The organism is Miniimonas sp. S16 (assembly GCF_057748195.1).
On the sequence record NZ_CM173242.1, the window covers coordinates 2,626,833 to 2,645,180 of the forward strand.

Genomic DNA, 18,348 nt, shown 5'->3' on the forward strand with positions numbered 1-18,348 from the left:
GCCGCGTCGCGACACGACCGGGGTGTGATGCCGAGGTCACGCCGCGCCCGCGGCTGCCCGGGCAGACTGTCGGGACGGGCCGGGAGGGGCGGATGGACGACGACGACGCGTGGTTCGAGGACGTGACGCGCACGCATGCGCGCGCCCTCGTGCGCTACTTCGCCCGGCGCGCGCCGGTGCAGGACGCCGAGGACCTGGCCGCGGAGGTGCTGCTCACGTGCTGGCGACGGCGCGACGTGGTGCCCCGTGAGGCCGTGCTGCCATGGCTCTACACGACCGCCGGGTACGTGCTCGCCAACCACCGCCGCAAGCGTGTCGACCAGCCGGTCGAGCACCTGCCCGACCGCGGGACGGACCCCCGGGTGGGCACCGATCCCGAGATCTCGGCCCTGTTCGACGCCGAGCTGCGCGGCGCCCTGGCCACGGTGTCCGGGCGGGACCGCGAGATCCTGCTCCTGCACGCGTGGGAGGGGCTCGACGGCGCCGAGCTCGCCGAGGTCCTGGGGATCAGCAGATCGGGAGCGGACGCGGCGCTGTCGCGCGCACGCAAGCGGCTGCGGCAGGCGTGGGGCGAGCGGCTGAGCGTCTGAGACGCGCCGCAGCGGCCGTGGCGCACGCCACGCCGCTGCAAGACCCGCCCCCGACCAGACACTTCAGCGGTGAGAGGAGGTCGCCATGAACGACGAGCGCGACCGTGCGGACCGGGTCGAGGACCCGCAGGACCCGCAGGACCAGATCAACCAGCACGACACCGACGACACGGACGACACCCGGCAGGAGCAGGGGGTGCCGGGCGACACCGTGCAGCACACGGCGCACGACGCCGCCACGCACGAGCCCGCCGCGGGCGCCGAGCCTGCCTCGGGTGATCGCATTGACGAGGCGGACGCCGACGACCTCGAGGTCAGCCACGAGACCGACGCGGTGCAGGAGGAGCTGCTGGCCCGCCTGCGCGTCGCCGACCCCGCGCACGACGTCGAGCCCACCCCCGGCTTCGTCGCGCGTGTGCTCGCGGCCCGGAACGAGCCCGAGTCGTCCGCCTCGCCGAGCACGGACGAGCCCGACGGCGAGCACGTCGCCGCGCCCTTGTCGTCCCCGACGGCGTCGCCGTCGTCGCCCGACGGCGAGCCCCCCGCCGTCCTCGACCTCGCCGCGGCGCGTGCGCGCCGTCGGCACCGCGTGCGCACGTGGGTCGCCTCCGGCGCGGCCGCCGCCCTCGTGGGCGTCGCGGGCTACGCCGTCGGCGCCGGTGGGGGCGCGAGCGCGAACGATGCCGCGGCGCCCGCGAGCGCCCTCCCGGCCCCGATCTCCCTGGGTGGCGCACAAGCGCCCGGGGCCGAGGCGGCGAGGGACTCTGCCGGCTCGGCGACGGACAGCGCTGGCGGTTCGGACGCCGCGATCTACCCGGCCTTCGGGCGCATGGTGTTCACCGCCCCGCCCGGGGCGGACCTGGGCATCGAGTCCGCGACGGCCTACGGCCTGGACGCGCGGTCGGCCACGAGCCAGGACGCGGTCGCGGCACTCGCGGCGGCGCTCGGCGTGGCTGGGACACCGACGCTCGAGAACGGCAGCTGGCAGGTCGGAGGGAACGACGGTGCCGCGCTGCAGCTGTGGGTCAACCTCGATGGCACAGCAAACTTCTGGTACGCGAACGGTGCCTTCGACCCGTGGTCCCAGTGCAGCCAGGACGTCCCGACGGCCCCCTCGGACGGCGCCGACGAGGAGGCGTGGAACGAGTACAACGACGCCTACCAGGCGTGCATCGACGGGCTCACCGCCGCCCTGCCGGCCGAGGACGCCGCGGTGACGACCCTGACCGACCTGCTCGGCACGCTCGGCCGGGATCCCGCCGACTACGTGATCGCGCCGACCGAGACCTATGAGGGCGCGGTCACGCGCGGCGCCACCGCGACGAGGGTCGTCGACGGGCAGAGCACCCAGCTCGCGATCTCCGTCGAGATCACGGGCGACGGTCTGACCTACGCCTCCGGATCCCTCGCGACCCCGGTCGCAGTGGGGGAGTACCCCATCGTGAGCGTCGACGCAGCGGCCGACCGACTGAACGACCCTCGATTCGGCCCGCAGAACGTGATGTGGCCGATGGCGGCGCGGGACGCCGCAGGCGCTGACCTTCCGGTCACGGTGGGTGTTCCCACGCCGACCGAGGCTCCCGCGACGCCGACCGAGACCGGTGCAGTCCCGTGGCCGGTCACCACCGTCGAGCTGGTGTCGGTCCGCCTCGGCCTCGCCCAGGTCTGGCGTGACGACGGCGCGGTGCTCGTCGTGCCCGCCTACGAGTTCGCGGACGCGAACGGGGTCACCTACTCGGTGATCGCCGTCGCGGACTCCGACCTGGACTTCACGTCCGCCTCGTAGCAGACCGACGGCGACGCCGGGGGGATGGAGCCCCGACGCGGGAGGTCCGTGCCGTCACCGGCACGGACCTCCCGCGCTCTCGTGGGGGCAGGCGTTGACGGGACGACGCACGGGGCGGACCGTGGTCGCATGTGCCGCAACATCACCGAGCTCCGCGGGCTCGCCCCCGCCGCCACCGACGACGAGATCGAGGCCGCCGCCCGCCAGTACGTGCGGAAGGTCTCCGGGATCACCCATCCCAGCGCCCGCACCGCGGACGCGTTCGAGAAGGCGGTCGCCGAGATCGCCCACATCACCCACCACCTGCTGGAGGACCTGCCGGAGCGTCGGCAGCCGCCGCAGACCGTGCCGCCGCTCCGGCGTCCCGAGGTGCAGCAGCGGATCGCCGCACGCGCGGCCGCGTCGGCGTCCTGACGCCGACCGTCCGCGGTACGTTGGCGCCCGACCGAAGGAGCCCGCATGCCACGCTCGATCCGCCCGCTCGTTCTCACGAGCCTCGCCGCCGCCGTCGCCGCGCTGTCGCTCACGGCGTGCACGTCGCCGCAGGGTGACGCGGGCGCTCCCACCGCCTCGGCCTCGGCCGAGCCGACCAGTTCGGCCACCGCCTCCGCCGAGCCGACGGGTTCGGCCACCGCCGGTGGCAGCGGCACCGCCGACGCGAGCGGGATCACCAACCTGCCCGACGGCGTGACGTTCGTCCGCGGCCTGCCCGACGGCACCGACCAGCCCGCGGACGCCGTCGCCGGTGTCGGCTGGAGCAGCGACGGCACCCAGCTGTTCGTCACGACCTTCGGCTCGAGCACCTGCCCGCTGGTCGCCACCGGGCTCGAGGCGGACGGCACCGGCGTCACGGTCGAGCTGACGCAGGCCGGCGGAGCCGTCTGCACGATGGACCTCGCGCCCGCCACGACCACGCTCGACGCCCCGAGCGGCGTGAGCACCACGGCCGAGACCCCGGTGACCATCGGCGAGCTCGGCTCCGCGAGCCTGCCGGCCGCCGCGAGCCCCGTGGCCATGGGCTGGATCGTCAGCACCGGCTGACGCCTCTCGGACGCCCGTACCTCGAACCATCCGCGCCACCCCCGCCGCTCGCCCCGGTCGTTCCCGCGCGTGACCCGGCCACGGGCCGGACGTCCCGGCGCCCCCCGTGACCCGGGTGCGAGACTTCCCCGGTGACGACTCTCGCGCCGCCCGCCGGGACGGGCCACGACGCGGCGGAGGCGGCCGCGGCGCTCCTGGCCGACCTCAGCCGTGTGACCCAGGCGGACGCCTCGCGTCGCCGCCGCGCGGAGTACTCCTCGGACGCGTCCAACTACCGCGTGGTCCCCGAGGTCGTCACGTTCCCCCGGCACACCGACGAGGTGCTCGCGATCCTCGACGTCGCGCGCCGCCATCGCAGCCCGATCACGGCGCGAGGTGCGGGCACGAGCGTGGCGGGCAACGCCGTCGGGCCCGGCGTGGTCATCGACTTCTCCCGTCACCTGAACGCGATCGGCGAGATCGACCCGGTGGCGCGCACCGCCGTGGTGCAGCCCGGTGTGGTGATGTCGAGCCTGCAGCAGGCGGCGCGGCCGCACGGGCTGTGGTTCGGCCCCGATCCGAGCACCCAGAACCGCGCGACCCTCGGCGGGATGATCGGGAACAACGCGTGCGGTCCGCACGCGCTCGCCTACGGCCGCACGGCCGACAACGTGCGCGCGCTCGACGTCGTCGACGGCGCCGGCCGGCGCTTCACCGCCGGTGCGGGGAGCGGCGCGCTCGAGGCGGTCGACGGGCTCGAGCGCCTCGTCGCCGCGAACCTCGCGACGATCCGCACGGAGCTCGGCCGCTTCACCCGGCAGGTCTCGGGCTACTCGCTCGAGCACCTCCTGCCCGAGCGCGGCAGCAACCTCGCGCGGATGCTCGTGGGCACCGAGGGCACGCTGGTCACGCTGCTCGAGGCGACCGTCGAGCTCGTCCCGCTGCCCACCACGCCGGTGCTCGTCGTGCTCGGCTACCCGGACATGCCCAGCGCGGCCGATGCGGTGGTGCCGCTCGTCGCGCTGCGCCCGCTCGCCGTCGAGGGCATGGACGCCCGACTCGTCGACGTCGTGCGTCGTCACCACGGCACGGTGCCGGACCTGCCGCGCGGCGCGGGCTGGCTGTTCTGCGAGGTCGGCGGCGCCGACGAGGCCGAGGCCCTCGCGAACGCGGCCGCCCTCGTGGCCGCGAGCGGCTGCGTGGACTCGATGGTCACCACCGACCGCGCCACCGCGGCTGCGCTGTGGCGCATCCGGGCCGACGGCGTGGGCCTGGCCGGGCGGACGCCGGCCGGCACCCAGGCGTGGCCCGGCTGGGAGGACGCGGCCGTGCCGCCCGAGCGCCTCGGCGCCTACCTGCGCGACTTCGACGCTCTGCTGGCGCAGTACGGCGTCGACGGCTTCGCGTACGGCCACTTCGGCGACGGGTGCATCCACGCCCGGATCGACCTGCCGCTGACCCGTCGCGCGGACGTCCCGCAGTTCGAGGGCTTCATGAACGACGCCGCGCGGCTCGTGGGCCGCTACGGCGGGTCGCTCTCCGGCGAGCACGGCGACGGGCGGGCCCGCAGCGGGCTGCTGCACCACATGTACCCGCCCGCCGTGCTCGAGCTGTTCGAGCAGGTCAAGGGCCTCTTCGACCCCTCCGACACGCTCAACCCCGGCGTGCTCGTGCGGCCGGCCGCGGTGACGACCGACCTGCGCCGGCCCGCGGCGCGCCCCCTCGGGGCGAAGGGCTTCGCGTTCACGCACGACGGCGGCGACCTCACCATGGCGGTGCACCGGTGCGTCGGGGTGGGCAAGTGCCGCGCCGACAGCTCCGCCGCCGGCGGCTTCATGTGCCCGAGCTACCAGGCCACCAAGGACGAGCGCAACGTCACCCGCGGCCGCGCCCGCGTGCTGCAGGAGCTCGCGAACGGGACGCTCGTCAAGGGCTGGGACGCGCCCGAGGTCGCGGAGTCGCTCGACCTGTGCCTCTCGTGCAAGGCGTGCGGTCACGACTGCCCCGCCGGTGTCGACATGGCGGCCTACAAGGCCGAGGTCACCTACCGCCGGTACAAGGGCAAGGTGCGCCCCGTCCAGCACTACGTGCTCGGCTGGCTCCCGCGGTGGGCGAGGATCACGACGGCGATCCCCGCCGTCGCGGGTCTCGCGAACCTCGTCCTGGGCTGGGCCCCGCTGCGCCGGGTGCTGTTCCCGCTGCTGGGGATGGACGCCCGACGCGAGATGACGTCGTTCACCACGCAGCGGTTCTCGCGGTGGTTCTCCCGGCGGGCCGGGGCGTCGGTCGAGTCGGTCGAGTCGCGCGACGCCGGGTCGACGCCCGTGCGCGACGTGCTGCTGTGGGCCGACTCGTTCTCCGAGCACCTGGACCCGCGCGGCGCGCAGGCTATGGTTCGGCTGCTGCAGGACGCGGGCTACACGGTCCGCATCCCGCAGCAGCCGGCGTGCTGCGGGCTCACCTGGATCTCCACCGGCCAGCTCGACGGGGCGAAGACGCGGCTGCGCGGCGTTCTCGACGTGCTCGGCCCGGCGGCCGCGAAGGGCGTGCCGATCGTCGGCGTCGAGCCTTCGTGCACCGCGGTGCTGCGCAGCGATCTCGTCGAGCTGCTGCCCGACGACCCGCGCGCGGCGCAGGTCGCAGCCGCGACCCGGACGCTTGCCGAGCTGCTCACCGACCCCGACCTCGGGCCGGGTGCGGACTGGCGACCGTCGGCCGACCTCACCGGGACGACCGTGATCGCGCAGCCGCACTGCCACCAGCACTCCGTCATGGGGTACGAGGCGGACGCCGCCTTGCTGCGGCGCGCCGGGGCGCAGGTGCGCCAGCTCGCGGGCTGCTGCGGCCTCGCGGGCAACTTCGGGATGGAGAGGGGGCACTACGAGGTGAGCGTCGCCGTCGCCGGGAACGGCCTGCTGCCGGCGCTGCGCGAGGCCCCCGAGGGGGCCGTGTTCCTCGCCGACGGGTACTCCTGCCGCACCCAGGCGGAGCAGCTCGCGGGGGTCCACGGGCGGTCGCTCGCGCAGGTCCTGGTGGAGGGCCACGACCCGGGGCACGCCCAGGTGCGCGTGGCAGAATAGGAGACCGGGTCGCGGCCCGGCCCCGGCCGGGCGCTCGGCGGCCGTCGCTCACGTCCTTCCCCTTCAGGTGGTGCAGTACCGATGCCGCTCTTCGCCCTCGCGGACGGCCGCGCCCTCCCCGTTCGGCCGACCGGTTCCGTCGACGCCTGGTCCGAGCAGGTGGCCACGGACCTGCGTGACGCGGTGCTCGACGTCGTCGGTGTCCCCCTGCTCCCGATCGCCTGGCGTGACGACGACGAGGTGCTCGGCGACTACCTCGTCGCGCTGGACTCGACGGGCGCGGCCGTCGTGGTCGTCGTCCGGGAGTCGCTCGACGGCGAGGCCCTCGTCGCCGCCCTGGCTCGCTCCGCCGTCGTGCGCCGTGCGCCGTGGCGGGACGTGGCGACCTGGTACCCCGACGGGCCCGACGCGCTGCGCCAGGACTGGGCCGACTTCCGCGAGTCCATCCCGCCGCGGGGCGAGGCGGCGCCCGGCCTCATGATCGTGTCCGCGGCGCTCGCGGACGGCGTGCGTTCGGCGGTCGAGGTGCTCGACGGCGCCACGGTCGCGGTGCACCAGGTCGGCCTGGGCGAGCACGAGGGTCAGCCGATGCTGTCCGTCGAGCCGGTGAGCGCGCGGCTCCTGCCGCGCCACGTCGTGCTCGAGGCGGACTCCGACGGCGTGACACTCGTCGGCGGGGTCGGGCCGGCGCTCGTCGAGGCGGCGAGCGTGCAGCCCGAGCCCGAGCCCGAGCCTTGGGCGGAGGTCGAGGAGCCTGAGGAGTCTGAGGAGTCTGAACTTCCGGCGGAGCCCGCGCCCGAGCCCCAGACGGAGTCCGAGGAGCCTGAGGTTCCGGCGGGGCCCGAGGAGTCAGCGACGGAGCTGGACGCCCCCGATCCTGCCGAGCAGTCCGAGGCCCGCCTCGACGGAGCGTCCCGCCGAGGTCGCCGCCGACCGGCGCCGGCGCCCGATCCGCGGGGCGCGCTGCGCGCCGTCGTGGACCTCGTCGGCGAGGCGGAGCTGGTCCTCACCGAGGACCCTGCCGCCGAGCCCGCGCTGCTCGCCGAGGACGGCGTCATCGTGACGGCGGGGAGGCAGTTCGCCGATCCGGGTGCCGCCGCGGCCACCGCGCTCGGCCGGGACGTGCCCGACGGCTGGCTGGCGTGGCGCTTCGGGGCCGAGGGCCCCTACCTCGGCGAGGCGCTCGAGGAGGCGCTCAGCGGTCCGCGGCCACGCGGCCGCGGACGGCGCGCCGTGCGCCGCTGACACCCCGCGCGCGCCGCGGCACCGACGTACGCCGCGAACGCCCGACTCTCTCCGGGCATGCGCCGCGAACGATCGCCCCTCAGGGCAGGTACGCGCGGCCCCAGTGCGCGATCTCCGCGTACGCCCGCGCCCGCACCGCCGGGCGGGAGAGAAGCACGTCGTGCAGCGCGCCCTCGACGGTGGCGACCGTGACCGTCGGGGCGATGCGCAGCGCGCGCTGGGCGACGACGTCGACGTCGATCACGATGTCGCTCGAGGCCATCGCGTCGTCCCACATGGGGCTGATCAACGTCCGCGCCGAGCGCACCACGAGCACCGGGACGTCGACCGCCAGCCCCTGGGCCACGCGGCCGTGGCCGCGCAGGATCGCGGCGAGCCAGCCGTAGCGCACGGGGAAGGAGTGCTCGGGGCGCCAGACGCCGACGATCGGCCACTCGCCGTCGTGGGCGTCGGAGATCGTGCGGTTGTAGAACCCGAGGTCGACGTTCGGCATCACCCGGAGCGGGAACGCCTTCGCGACCTCCGTCACCACGGGCGTGGACACCGAGCGCACCAGGGTCGAGCCCTGCGTCTCGAGCCACGGCGCGACGAGGACGAGCGCGGCGGCTCGGCCGGGGAAGCGGTCGGCCCAGAGGCTGGCCGTGAGCCCGCCGGTCGAGTGCGCCATCAGCACGACCGGCAGCCCGGGGTGCTCCTCCTCGACGACGTCGAGCGCGGCCTCGATGTCCTCGTCGTAGGTCGCGAGATCGTCGATGTATCCCGGGGTCTGGTACCGCCGCAGGCTGCGACCGTACTTGCGCAGGTCGACGGCGTAGAACACGCCGCCGACCCCGGCCCAGAACGGCCCGATCTCGGGGTTGAGCAGGTAGTCGCTCCAGCCGTGCAGGTACACGACGGCGTATCGCGGCTCCGCGTCCGTCGCACCCTCCGGCGCGGCCGGGTCGAGCTCGGCCCGGTAGCGCACGAGGGTCGCGACGACCTCGCCCTCGAAGTCGTCCGCCAGGGGAAGGGTGCGTGCCTCGTGGCCGCTGCCCAGGACGTCGGGCGCCCAGGCGTCGGTCGGGGGCGGCGCGGGGATCGCATCGAAGGGGCTCACGCCGTCTGCGTCGGGCTGGTGCTCGGGCACGAAACCCCGGGGCGGGGCGGCCGCCAGCGCAGCGAGCGCGGGGATGGTGGGCAGCGCGGGCAGCGCCGGGCGGGGCGGGAGCCCGGCCAGCGGACCGGTGCTGCGGACCGCGCGCCCCGGGAGTCTCATACGCCCATCGTGCCCAACCCGCGCGCGAGTCGCAGCAGCGCGTTGCGGCGCCACCGTGGGCGGAGCGCCCCCGCGTCGGGGCGCCGGCCTTCTCGCGCTCCCGCGCCGGGCGGCGCTCAGCTGCCGGCGTGGACCGCCTCGATGTTGTTGCCGTCCAGGTCGCGGAAGAAGACCGCGTAGTAGCCCGGGTGGTACTCCGGCCACTCGCGCGGTGCGTGCAGGATCTCGAGCCCGGCCGCCGTCGCGGCCTCGTGCACCGACTCCACCGCCTCGCGCGACGGCGCCGAGAGCGCGATGTGGGCCTCGTGCCGCACCCCGCCCTCGGGCGCTGCCGAGAGCCAGAGGTACGGGCCGGATCCGGGGCGGTCGCCGAGCGGGCGGTCGCCGAGTCCGACGACGAGCCCGCTCGGGCTGTCGTGCCGCACCATCTCCACGAGACCGATCGGGGCGAACGCGGCCAGCAGCGCCGTCGTCGTCGCCGCGGGGTCGTTCACCTGAACACCGACGTGATCGAACATGGCCGCACCTTAGCGCCGGGCTCCGACACGGCTCGGCCCGCGATGATCGGGCCGAGTCCGGGTCCTGGCGAGCGCGAGCGCTGGATTGTGGTCATGGAGGGGTGCCGTGGTGACCACGACTCGGCGTTCGGTGGTGCCGTGTGACCACGACTCGGCGTTCGGCCGTCCGGGCGCTCAGCCGGCAAGCCCGGCCACCACGGCCGCCACCCGCCGCTCCCGCGTGGCGGCAGCCTTGGCGCCGGTGACCGCGTCGACGTGCGCCTTGCGCCGACTGGGGGAGAGGGCGTCGAACGCAGCCCGGGCGCCTGCGGCGTCGAGCGCGGCCGCGAGGTCGTCGGGCACCTCGGCGGTGCGCGGCGCCGTGTCCAGCGCCAGGGTCACCTCGATGGGGTCCCCGCCGGAGAGCCCGGTCGCCCGCCGCTTCTCCGCGGAGAACGGCACGAGGGACCGGCCGCCCATCACCCCGACGGTCGAGGTGAAGGTGAACCCGTTGACGGTGACCGTCACGGCCGGGCGCTTCCCGCCGCCCAGCGCCTCGATGACCTCGGGGGGCACCTCGATCCCCGTGTTGTTCCCCGTCCGGAGCAGGATCCCCTGGAACGACGCCTCTGACATCGCGCCGGTGTGGCGCCACGGCGGTGCCCGTGGCCAGATCTCCGGAAGAACCCGCGCGTGCCGCGATCGGTCCCGCTAGCATCGACTGACGCTGGGCCGGCTCGCCCGTCGCAGCCCGGTCGCGGCGCCCCTGATCGACGTCGACCGACGTCGACCGACGTCGCGCCGCAGACCGACGCAGACCGACGTCGGACAGCACCGGCGCAGGCCAGGCCAGCCACCGGCGCCGGTACCGCCACGAAGGGAAGAGCCAGATGACCGCGCTGAGCCGTTCGGTCCTCGTCGACGCCGACACCGCCCGCGAGCGCATCGCCGCGCTCCGGCCCGGTGACGCGGGGTACGACCCCGTCCTCGCCGCCCGGTTCGCGGAGCACTTCCCCACGCTGCACCGGCTCTTCGGCGAGGTCTACGGGACGCGAGCGGACGCGCTCGAGGCGCTGCTCGCCGTCGTGGATCTCGCGGCGACGTCGTGGCGTGAGCGTCCGGAGGACCTGCGCGCGCTGGACGCGCGGCGCGAGGGCGACCCGTTCTGGTTCGGCTCGAACGGCATGCTCGGCGGGGTCTGCTACGTGGACCGGTACGCCGGGAACCTCGACGGCGTGCGGCGCCAGATCCCCTACTTCCGCGAGCTGGGGCTCACCTACCTGCACCTCATGCCGCTGTTCGCCTCGCCGGAGGGCAACTCCGACGGCGGGTACGCGGTGTCGTCCTACCGGGACGTGAACCCCGCGCTCGGCTCGATGCGCGACCTGGCCGCACTGTCCCGGGAGCTGCGCGACAACGGCATCTGCCTCGTCGTCGACTTCATCTTCAACCACACGAGCAACGAGCACGAGTGGGCCCGGCGCGCGGTGGCGGGGGAGGTCGTCGACGGCGTCGCGTACGAGGACTTCTACCTCATCTTCCCCGACCGCACGATGCCGGACGCCTACGAGCGCACCACGCGCGAGATCTTCCCGGACGACCATCCCGGCTCGTTCGTGCAGCTCGCGGACGGCCGCTGGATCTGGGCGACCTTCTACCACTTCCAGTGGGACCTCAACTACGCCAACCCGTGGGTCTTCCGCGCGATGGCGGGGGAGATGCTGTTCCTCGCCAACCAGGGCGTGGAGCTCCTGCGGATGGACGCCGTCGCGTTCATCTGGAAGCAGCTCGGCACCACGTGCGAGTCGCTGCCGCAGGCGCACCTGCTGCTCCAGGCGTTCAACGCGGTGCTCCGGATCGCGGCACCCGCGCTGCTGTTCAAGTCGGAGGCGATCGTGCACCCCGACGAGGTGGTCAGCTACGTCTCGCCGCAGGAGTGCCAGGTCTCCTACAACCCGCTGCAGATGGCGCTCACGTGGGAGGCGCTCGCGACTCGCGACGCACGCCTGCTCAACCAGGCCCTCGAGCGCCGGCACGCGCTGCCGGAGGGCACCGCGTGGGTGAACTACGTGCGCAGCCACGACGACATCGGCTGGACGTTCGCCGACGAGGACGCCGCCGAGCTCGGCATCGAGGGCTACCCGCACCGGCGGTTCCTCAACGACTTCTACGTCGGGCGGGTGCCCGGCTCGTTCTCCCGCGGGGTCCCCTTCCAGGACAACCCGCGGACCGGGGACTGCCGGATCGCGGGCACGACGGCGTCGCTCGCCGGGGTGGAGGCCGGGGATGCCGGCGGGGTGGACCGGGTGGTCCTGGCCCATGCCATCGCGCTCTCGACCGGTGGCATCCCGCTGCTCTACCTCGGGGACGAGGTCGCGCAGCTCAACGACTACGGCTACCGCGACCGCCCGGACGAGGCCGGGGACTCCCGCTGGGTGCACCGGCCCTTCCGTCCCGCCGAGGCCTACGCGAACCGCGAGAACGTCACGACGGCGTCGGGCCAGGTGTACTCGCGCCTGCGCGAGCTCATCGAGGTGCGACGGCGCACGCCCGAGCTGGGCGGTGGACGCCTGCTGCCGTTCCGCACCGGCCTGCGCGCGGTGGTCGCGTTCCAGCGGCCGGGGTGGACCGACGACTTCCCGCGGGTGATCGTGCTGGCCAACGTCGGCGACGACGCGGTGCACGTCGACGCGATGACGTTCTCGGGGGTGGAGCACGTCGCGCGCGAGCTGATCGGCTCTACCGACGTGGACCTGCGCCGCGGGGTCGACCTGCCGGCGCACGGGGTGGTCTGGCTGCACGCGACACCGCTCTGACGCCGCTCTGACGCCGCCCTGACGTCGCTCTGACGCAGAGACCGGGTTCAGCCGACCACCGGGAGCCACTCACGCAGGTCCGGCAGGCCCTCGGCCAGGTTCCCCGAGCGCAGGGCTCCGCCTCGCTGGTCCCAGCCGATGCGCCCGGCGGCGAGGCGGATCCACGTGCGCTCGTCGCCGACCTCGAGGTCGTAGCCCGAGCGCCGGTTCACCATCGACAGGAACGCCTGCGCCACCGTGGTGCGCGCCGTCGGGTCGACGGGCGTGGGCACGTGCGCGGAGCGCGCGAGGTCGTCGCCGTGCACGACGACCTCCACCAGGCGGGTGAGCACGAGCGTCGTGAGGTCGATGACCCCGCGGCGCGTGAGCACCCGGGTCACCCCCTCGCGGCGGAGCCGGGCGAGGGTCGCCAGGGCGGCCGCGCCGCGCTCCTCGGCGAGGGTGACCGGGTCGGCGGTGTCGTCCTCGCCGGTGCGCGTGGCCTCACGGATGCCGTCGGCGTCGGCGGAGTAGGCCGCGAGGTAGGAGCACAGGTCGTGCCGCTGCGTCGTGCCGTCGGCGGGGTCCGCGGGCTCGGCGTTCGCGAGGACGCGCATGGAGAGCCCGAGGTGGGTCACGAGGTCGCGCACGCGCCAGCCCGGCAGGGGGGTCTCGGCGTCGAACACCTCGTCGTCGAGCGAGCGCAGCCAGTCGATGACGGCGTCCCACGACTCGGCGAGATCGGCGTCCAGCACGACGGGGTCGACGGCGATGTCGGTCATCTCCCGAGCGTACGACGCACCGGTGACGCGGCGGGCCCGCGCCTCAGGAGACCCGGCCGTAGCCGACGATGTTGGTGCTCCAGATCTTCACGTGCTCGACGCTCTTGCCGGGGCTCGGAGCGTGCACCCGCATGCCCGGTCCGGTGTAGATGGCGACGTGGTAGATGCCGCTCGCGGCGCCGTTGTCCGAGTAGAAGATGAGGTCGCCCGGCTGCAGCTGGGACGAGCTGACCCGGGTCGTCGCGGCCCACTGCTGCTTCGTGGTGCGCGGCAGGCTGACGCCGAGCTGCTTGTAGGTCCACTGCACGAGACCCGAGCAGTCGTAGGTGTCCGGGCCCGCGCCCCCGAGCACGTACGGCTTGCCGGTCTGCGTGAGCGCGAGGTCGACGGCGCGCTGGCCGAGGGGATTGCTCGGTGCCGGTGCCGGGGCAGGATCGGGGGCTGGGGCCGGGGCGGGGGCGGGCGCCGCCGTCGTGGGCGCGGGAGCGGGCGCAGGCGCAGGCGCCGGGGCTGCCGTCGTGGGGGCGGGTGCGGGGGCTGCGCCGCCCGAGGATCCCGAGCCGCCCGACGCACTCGAGGCGCCCGACGTACCAGACCCACCCGACGAGCCGGCAGATCCGCCCGAGGTGCCCGATCCGCCGGAGCCGCCGCTCGCCGTCGTGGACGCGGCCGGGCCCCCGCCCGAGGCGGCGGACGAGCGCGAGGCGGCCTCGGCGTCGCGTCGGGCCTGCGCCTCCTGCGCCGCCCGACGCTGCTCGAGGAGACCTTCCTGGTACTGGCGCTCGAGCTCCTCGCTGGTCTGCCGCAGCTGCGCGAGCTCGGTGACCGCGGAGCTCATGGTCACGGCCAGGGCGTCACGCTGGGCGATGGCCTCCTTGGCCGCGGCGTCGGCGGCGCTCGCCGCCTCGGTGGCGTCCTTCTCGCGCCGGTCGTACGTGGTCTGCGCGTTCGTCGCGGCCGTCCGTGCGGCATCGGCGGCGTCCTGCGCCTCCTCGGCGGTGCGCGCGGCGTCGCCGGCCGCGTTGCTCGCCATCGTGTAGGCGGTGGAGCGCCGCAGCACGTCCTCGAACCCGTCCGCTCCGACGAAGACCTCCGCGGCGCTCGCGGCGCGACCGCCGCTGCGGTAGGTGTCCATCGCGACGGCCGCGAGGTCGTCGAGCGCGGTGGCCGCCTCGGCCTCCGCGGCGTCCGCGGCGGCCTGCGCGTCGGTGAGCGCCGCCCGGGCGTCGTCGGCGGCGACCTGGGCCTCGAGTGCGTGCTCGGCGGCGATCTGCGCGTCGGTCTCCGCCTGGTCGGCGCTGGCGTCCGCAGCGGCCAGCTCGGCCTCCAGCTCGGCGACCCGCCCCTCCGCACCGTCCACCGCGGCCGACGCCGCGTCGCGGTCCGCCTGCGAGGGCAGCGGGCTAGCTCCGGACTGCGGCACCACCAGCACCACGACGGCGAGCGCCGAGCCCGCGAGCACGCCGGCGCGGTTGCGCGCACGACCTCTCGACGTCGATGTCACGGGGCTCTCCCATCAGGTGGTGAAGCGGTGTGGACGAGTGGTGTCCGGACCGCGAAGGTCACGTTCTGGTCTCGACCATAGCGTGAGGCTTGAGAGTTCCGCACCTCGTCTTGTCAACGCGACACGCGGGAAAGGGGCCGACCAATAATCACACGGGTGTAGTTCGCCGTCGTGTCCGCGTCGCTCCGCCGGCGGGACGGAGTGTCCGGATGCTGAGACGAGCGGGACCACGGGGGGTGGTTCCAGCGCGCCCTGCCTACCGTTCTGGCAGCGCCGCAGGGCGCCGGACCCGGGGAACCAGGCGACGTCGACGGGGCGCCGCGCCACACATGCGAGGAGTACGCGATGAGCAGCACCGACTGGAAGTTCGAGACGCAGCAGATCCACGCCGGCCAGGTCCCGGACCCGGCGACCGGCGCGCGGGCGCTGCCGATCTACCAGACGACGTCGTTCGTGTTCGAGTCGGCGGAGCAGGCCGCGGCGCGGTTCGCGCTTGCCGAGCTCGGCCCGATCTACACGCGCATCACCAACCCCACGCAGGAGGCGGTGGAGAACCGCGTCGCGGCGCTCGAGGGCGGCGTGGGGGCGCTGCTCGTCGCGTCCGGGCAGGCCGCGGAGACGCTCGCGATCCTCAACGTCGCCGAGGCGGGCGACCACGTCGTCGCCTCGTCCTCGCTCTACGGCGGGACCTACAACCTGCTGCACTACACGCTGCCGAAGCTCGGGATCGAGACCACCTTCGTCTCCGACCCGCACGACCTGCAGGAGTGGCGCGACGCGGTGCGCCCGAACACCAAGCTGTTCTTCGGCGAGACGATCCCGAACCCGCGCACCGACGTGCTCGACATCGAGGGCGTCGCCGGTGTCGCCCACGAGGTCGGCGTGCCGCTCATCGTGGACAACACGGTCGCGACGCCGTACCTCGTCAACCCGCTGCGCTGGGGCGCCGACGTCGTGGTGCACTCGGCGACCAAGTACCTCGGCGGCCATGGCACCTCGATCGCGGGCGTGATCGTCGACGGCGGCACGTTCGACTACGCGCAGCACCCCGAGCGCTTCCCGAACTTCAACACCCCGGACCCGTCCTACAACGGCCTCGTCTACGCGCGCGACCTCGGCGTCGGGGGCGCGTTCGGCGTCAACCTGTCGTTCATCCTCAAGGCGCGCGTGCAGCTGCTGCGCGACCTGGGCGCCGCCGTGAGCCCGTTCAACGCGTTCCTCATCGCGCAGGGCATCGAGACGCTGTCGCTGCGCGTGGAGCGGCACGTCGCGAACGCCGAGAAGGTCGCCGCGTGGCTCGAGGCGCGCGAGGACGTGGTCCGCGTGCACTACGCCGGACTCGAGTCCTCGCCGTGGCACGCGAACCAGCTCAAGTACGCGCCCAAGGGCGCCGGCGCGGTGCTCGCCTTCGAGCTCGGCGGCGGGGCCGCGGCCGGGCAGGCGTTCGTCTCGGCGCTCGAGCTGCACTCCAACGTCGCCAACATCGGCGACGTGCGCTCCCTCGTCATCCACCCGGCCTCGACGACGCACAGCCAGCTCACCCCGGCGGAGCAGCTCTACTCGGGTGTGACGCCCGGGCTGGTGCGCCTCGCCGTCGGGCTCGAGCACATCGACGACATCCTCGCCGACCTCGAGCACGGCTTCGCGGCCGCCGCCCGGGTCGCCGCGGGTGAGCCCGGTGAGGTGGACGCCGCCGGGGACGTCCCGGTCGCCGTCGAGGCCTGATCGGGTCTGGCCGACCAAGCCCCGACCGAGGCCTGACGGGACCCGACTGGCCCGAACGGGCCCGACTGAGAGCTGCTCGTGCCCCCGGTGACGCCCGGCCGCCCGGCCAGGTGTCACGGCGGGCACGCGGGGACGAGAGGAGGGGGCGTCGTGCCCGAGCCCTACGATGTGCCGGTGACCAGCCAGCCTCGGCGCGCCCGCCGGACCGTCGCCCCCGCGGCGCGCGGCCAGGTGCGCACCACCGAGGTGAGCGTGCTCCCCGCGAGCGCAGCGTGGCGCCCCGGACGACCGGCGGGCGACCGCAAGTTCGTCGACGTCGGCACGCTCGACCTCGACGGCGGGGGCGAGCTGCCCGGCGTGCGGATGGCGTACGAGACGTGGGGCACGCTGAACGCACGGGGCGACAACGCCGTGCTCGTGCTCCACGCGCTCACGGGCGACTCCCACGTCGTCGGCGAGGCGGGGCCGGCGCACCCCACGCCCGGCTGGTGGCCCGCGATGGTCGGCCCGGGTCGCCCGATCGACATCAACCGCTACTTCGTCGTCGCCCCGAACGTCCTCGGCGGCTGCCAGGGCAGCACCGGTCCCGCCTCGCCGGCGCCCGACGGCGCGCCGTGGGGCTCGCGCTTCCCCGCCCTCACCGTGCGGGACCAGGTCGAGGCCGAGATCCGCCTCGCCGACGCTATTGGCGTGACCCAGTGGGCGCTCGTGATCGGCGCGTCGATGGGCGGCCACCGCGTGCTGGAGTGGGCGGTGACGGCGCCCGACCGGGTCCGTGGCCTCGCCGCGATTGCGACGGCGGCTCAGACCAGCGGCGACCAGATCGCCTGGGCGCACGCCCAGCTCGGCGCCATCCGCGCCGACCCAGCCTTCCGCGGCGGGGACTACTACGACGCGCCCGACGGCGAGGGCCCGACGGCGGGGCTCGCCATCGCGCGCCAGATCGCCCACACCACCTACCGGTCCGCACGGGAGCTGGACACCCGGTTCGGCCGGATCCCGCAGCGCGCCGAGAACCCGCTCGACGGCGCGGGCCGGTACGCCGTGCAGTCCTACCTCGACCACCACGGCAGCAAGCTCGCGCGGCGGTTCGACGCCGGCTCCTACGTGGCGCTCACCCAGTCGATGATCACGCACGACATCGGCCGCGACCGCGGCGGCGTGGAGACGGCGCTCGCGAGCGTCACGGCGCGCGCACTCGTCATCGCCGTCGACTCCGACCGGCTCTTCCTGCCCGCCCACTCGGCGCGGATCGCGCGGGGCATCCCCGACGCGGACCTGCACGTCATGCACTCGGACTACGGGCACGACGGGTTCCTCATCGAGTTCGACACGCTCGGGCCGATCGTCGCGGCGTTCCTCGGCGAGGTCGCGCCGGCCGTGCGCACGTCCTGAGCGCCGTCCGAATGGCCGTCCGGAAGGCCGTCCCGAAGCATGGCCGGTGAGCCCCGGTGCCGAGCGGGAGGCGCTCGTGTCGGCATCGGCGCCTAGCATCGGACCATGACCACGCTGCGCGAGACCCTGACCGCCCCGGACAAGAAGCCCGCCGTCGTCGCCGACCTCACCACGCTCATCGAGGGTGAGGTCGCGGGGATGGGCGGCCTGACGGGGATCGCCGCGAAGGCCGCCTTCTCGGCGGCGAAGAAGCAGAAGCCCGACGTCGTCCAGCGCGGCTCCGCCGCCTACCTCGGCACCCTCGCCGACGCCCTCGACCCCTTCTGGCAGCGCAGCAACGCCGAGGGCGGCGACTTCCCCGCCTACGTGACGGCGCACCAGGACGAGGTCGGCGCCGCGCTCCAGGCGAAGATCGAGTCGGAGGTGACCGCCGGCGGCAAGGAGCGGGCCATGTTCGACAAGTTCAAGGGCCAGATCGCCAAGGTGATGGTGGGCGCGCTGCCCAAGCTCGCGGCGCTCGTCCAGAAGCACGCCGGCTGAGCCAGGTCCACCGCTCCGGCTCGGACATCGGCACCGCCACTCGGGCGGTCCACCGCTGAGACGCACGAACGCCCCCGCCGTGTCGGCGGGGGCGTTCGTCGTCGGTGACCCGGGATGGCTGCCCGAGTCCGCGA

General features: G+C 74.7%; 15 protein-coding genes. 10 read left to right on the forward strand and 5 right to left on the reverse strand.

Features of this window, described 5'->3' with window-relative positions; translation table 11 throughout:
- Nucleotides 1–92: 92 nt before the first annotated feature.
- The 6 genes from AC3AQ1_RS11450 (at nucleotide 93) to AC3AQ1_RS11475 (ending at nucleotide 7,721) form a co-directional block, all read left to right on the forward strand.
- On the forward strand, nucleotides 93–590 hold the full coding sequence (locus AC3AQ1_RS11450) for an RNA polymerase sigma factor (RefSeq protein WP_108719070.1): 498 nt from the start codon (nucleotides 93–95) through the stop codon (nucleotides 588–590).
- Nucleotides 591–675: 85 nt separating this feature from the next.
- Nucleotides 676–2,376 carry a hypothetical protein gene (locus AC3AQ1_RS11455; RefSeq protein WP_108719071.1) on the forward strand — a complete coding sequence of 567 codons (1,701 nt, stop codon included), beginning with the start codon at nucleotides 676–678 and terminating at the stop codon, nucleotides 2,374–2,376.
- 129 nt (nucleotides 2,377–2,505) lie between these two features.
- Entirely contained in the window at nucleotides 2,506–2,790 is a 285-nt protein-coding gene (locus AC3AQ1_RS11460) for a DUF2277 domain-containing protein (RefSeq protein WP_108719072.1), read from the forward strand.
- 45 nt (nucleotides 2,791–2,835) lie between these two features.
- Complete coding sequence (locus tag AC3AQ1_RS11465; protein WP_108719073.1) at nucleotides 2,836–3,417, forward strand: hypothetical protein; 582 nt, start codon at nucleotides 2,836–2,838, stop codon at nucleotides 3,415–3,417.
- A 131-nt stretch (nucleotides 3,418–3,548) separates the two neighbouring features.
- On the forward strand, nucleotides 3,549–6,476 hold the full coding sequence (locus AC3AQ1_RS11470; protein WP_108719074.1) for an FAD-binding and (Fe-S)-binding domain-containing protein: 2,928 nt from the start codon (nucleotides 3,549–3,551) through the stop codon (nucleotides 6,474–6,476).
- Nucleotides 6,477–6,557: 81 nt separating this feature from the next.
- Complete coding sequence (locus tag AC3AQ1_RS11475) at nucleotides 6,558–7,721, forward strand: hypothetical protein (protein ID WP_108719075.1); 1,164 nt, start codon at nucleotides 6,558–6,560, stop codon at nucleotides 7,719–7,721.
- 79 nt (nucleotides 7,722–7,800) lie between these two features.
- Here AC3AQ1_RS11475 and AC3AQ1_RS11480 read toward each other — a convergent pair whose 3' ends face one another.
- The 3 genes from AC3AQ1_RS11480 to AC3AQ1_RS11490 form a co-directional block, all read right to left on the reverse strand.
- Nucleotides 7,801–8,976, reverse strand: coding sequence for an alpha/beta hydrolase (locus tag AC3AQ1_RS11480; protein ID WP_108719076.1), 1,176 nt, complete (start codon nucleotides 8,974–8,976; stop codon nucleotides 7,801–7,803).
- A 116-nt stretch (nucleotides 8,977–9,092) separates the two neighbouring features.
- Nucleotides 9,093–9,494, reverse strand: coding sequence for a VOC family protein (locus AC3AQ1_RS11485; RefSeq protein WP_108719077.1), 402 nt, complete (start codon nucleotides 9,492–9,494; stop codon nucleotides 9,093–9,095).
- A gap of 174 nt (nucleotides 9,495–9,668) precedes the next feature.
- Complete coding sequence (locus AC3AQ1_RS11490; RefSeq protein WP_108719078.1) at nucleotides 9,669–10,109, reverse strand: YdeI/OmpD-associated family protein; 441 nt, start codon at nucleotides 10,107–10,109, stop codon at nucleotides 9,669–9,671.
- Between the two features lie 254 nt (nucleotides 10,110–10,363).
- Between AC3AQ1_RS11490 and AC3AQ1_RS11495 the strand changes: the two genes are divergently transcribed.
- Entirely contained in the window at nucleotides 10,364–12,289 is a 1,926-nt protein-coding gene (locus tag AC3AQ1_RS11495; RefSeq protein WP_108719079.1) for an amylosucrase, read from the forward strand.
- A gap of 47 nt (nucleotides 12,290–12,336) precedes the next feature.
- Here the strand turns inward: AC3AQ1_RS11495 and AC3AQ1_RS11500 are convergent, their stop codons facing one another.
- Nucleotides 12,337–13,050, reverse strand: a complete 714-nt coding sequence (locus AC3AQ1_RS11500) for a maleylpyruvate isomerase N-terminal domain-containing protein (RefSeq protein WP_108719080.1) — start codon at nucleotides 13,048–13,050, stop codon at nucleotides 12,337–12,339.
- 43 nt (nucleotides 13,051–13,093) lie between these two features.
- Nucleotides 13,094–14,554, reverse strand: a complete 1,461-nt coding sequence (locus tag AC3AQ1_RS11505) for a C40 family peptidase (protein ID WP_159096530.1) — start codon at nucleotides 14,552–14,554, stop codon at nucleotides 13,094–13,096.
- A 345-nt stretch (nucleotides 14,555–14,899) separates the two neighbouring features.
- On the opposite strand from AC3AQ1_RS11505, the gene AC3AQ1_RS11510 reads away from it, so the two are divergent.
- From AC3AQ1_RS11510 to AC3AQ1_RS11520, 3 genes are all read left to right on the forward strand, one after another.
- Nucleotides 14,900–16,279, forward strand: a complete 1,380-nt coding sequence (locus tag AC3AQ1_RS11510) for a bifunctional o-acetylhomoserine/o-acetylserine sulfhydrylase (protein ID WP_108719082.1) — start codon at nucleotides 14,900–14,902, stop codon at nucleotides 16,277–16,279.
- 174 nt (nucleotides 16,280–16,453) lie between these two features.
- Nucleotides 16,454–17,674 (forward strand): homoserine O-acetyltransferase MetX, encoded by a 1,221-nt coding sequence (gene metX, locus AC3AQ1_RS11515; RefSeq protein ID WP_370445279.1) that lies wholly within the window; start codon nucleotides 16,454–16,456, stop codon nucleotides 17,672–17,674.
- 105 nt (nucleotides 17,675–17,779) lie between these two features.
- On the forward strand, nucleotides 17,780–18,214 hold the full coding sequence (locus AC3AQ1_RS11520; RefSeq protein ID WP_108719084.1) for a DUF6918 family protein: 435 nt from the start codon (nucleotides 17,780–17,782) through the stop codon (nucleotides 18,212–18,214).
- Nucleotides 18,215–18,348: the final 134 nt, after the last annotated feature.

Coding starts and splice junctions, on each gene's coding strand:
- AC3AQ1_RS11450 (WP_108719070.1), top strand. CDS start 93: ATGGACGACGACGACGCGTGGTTCGAGGACGTGACGCGCACGCATGCG.
- AC3AQ1_RS11455 (WP_108719071.1), top strand. CDS start 676: ATGAACGACGAGCGCGACCGTGCGGACCGGGTCGAGGACCCGCAGGAC.
- AC3AQ1_RS11460 (WP_108719072.1), top strand. CDS start 2,506: ATGTGCCGCAACATCACCGAGCTCCGCGGGCTCGCCCCCGCCGCCACC.
- AC3AQ1_RS11465 (WP_108719073.1), top strand. CDS start 2,836: ATGCCACGCTCGATCCGCCCGCTCGTTCTCACGAGCCTCGCCGCCGCC.
- AC3AQ1_RS11475 (WP_108719075.1), top strand. CDS start 6,558: ATGCCGCTCTTCGCCCTCGCGGACGGCCGCGCCCTCCCCGTTCGGCCG.
- AC3AQ1_RS11480 (WP_108719076.1), bottom strand. CDS start 8,976: ATGAGACTCCCGGGGCGCGCGGTCCGCAGCACCGGTCCGCTGGCCGGG.
- AC3AQ1_RS11485 (WP_108719077.1), bottom strand. CDS start 9,494: ATGTTCGATCACGTCGGTGTTCAGGTGAACGACCCCGCGGCGACGACG.
- AC3AQ1_RS11490 (WP_108719078.1), bottom strand. CDS start 10,109: ATGTCAGAGGCGTCGTTCCAGGGGATCCTGCTCCGGACGGGGAACAAC.
- AC3AQ1_RS11495 (WP_108719079.1), top strand. CDS start 10,364: ATGACCGCGCTGAGCCGTTCGGTCCTCGTCGACGCCGACACCGCCCGC.
- AC3AQ1_RS11500 (WP_108719080.1), bottom strand. CDS start 13,050: ATGACCGACATCGCCGTCGACCCCGTCGTGCTGGACGCCGATCTCGCC.
- AC3AQ1_RS11510 (WP_108719082.1), top strand. CDS start 14,900: ATGAGCAGCACCGACTGGAAGTTCGAGACGCAGCAGATCCACGCCGGC.
- AC3AQ1_RS11520 (WP_108719084.1), top strand. CDS start 17,780: ATGACCACGCTGCGCGAGACCCTGACCGCCCCGGACAAGAAGCCCGCC.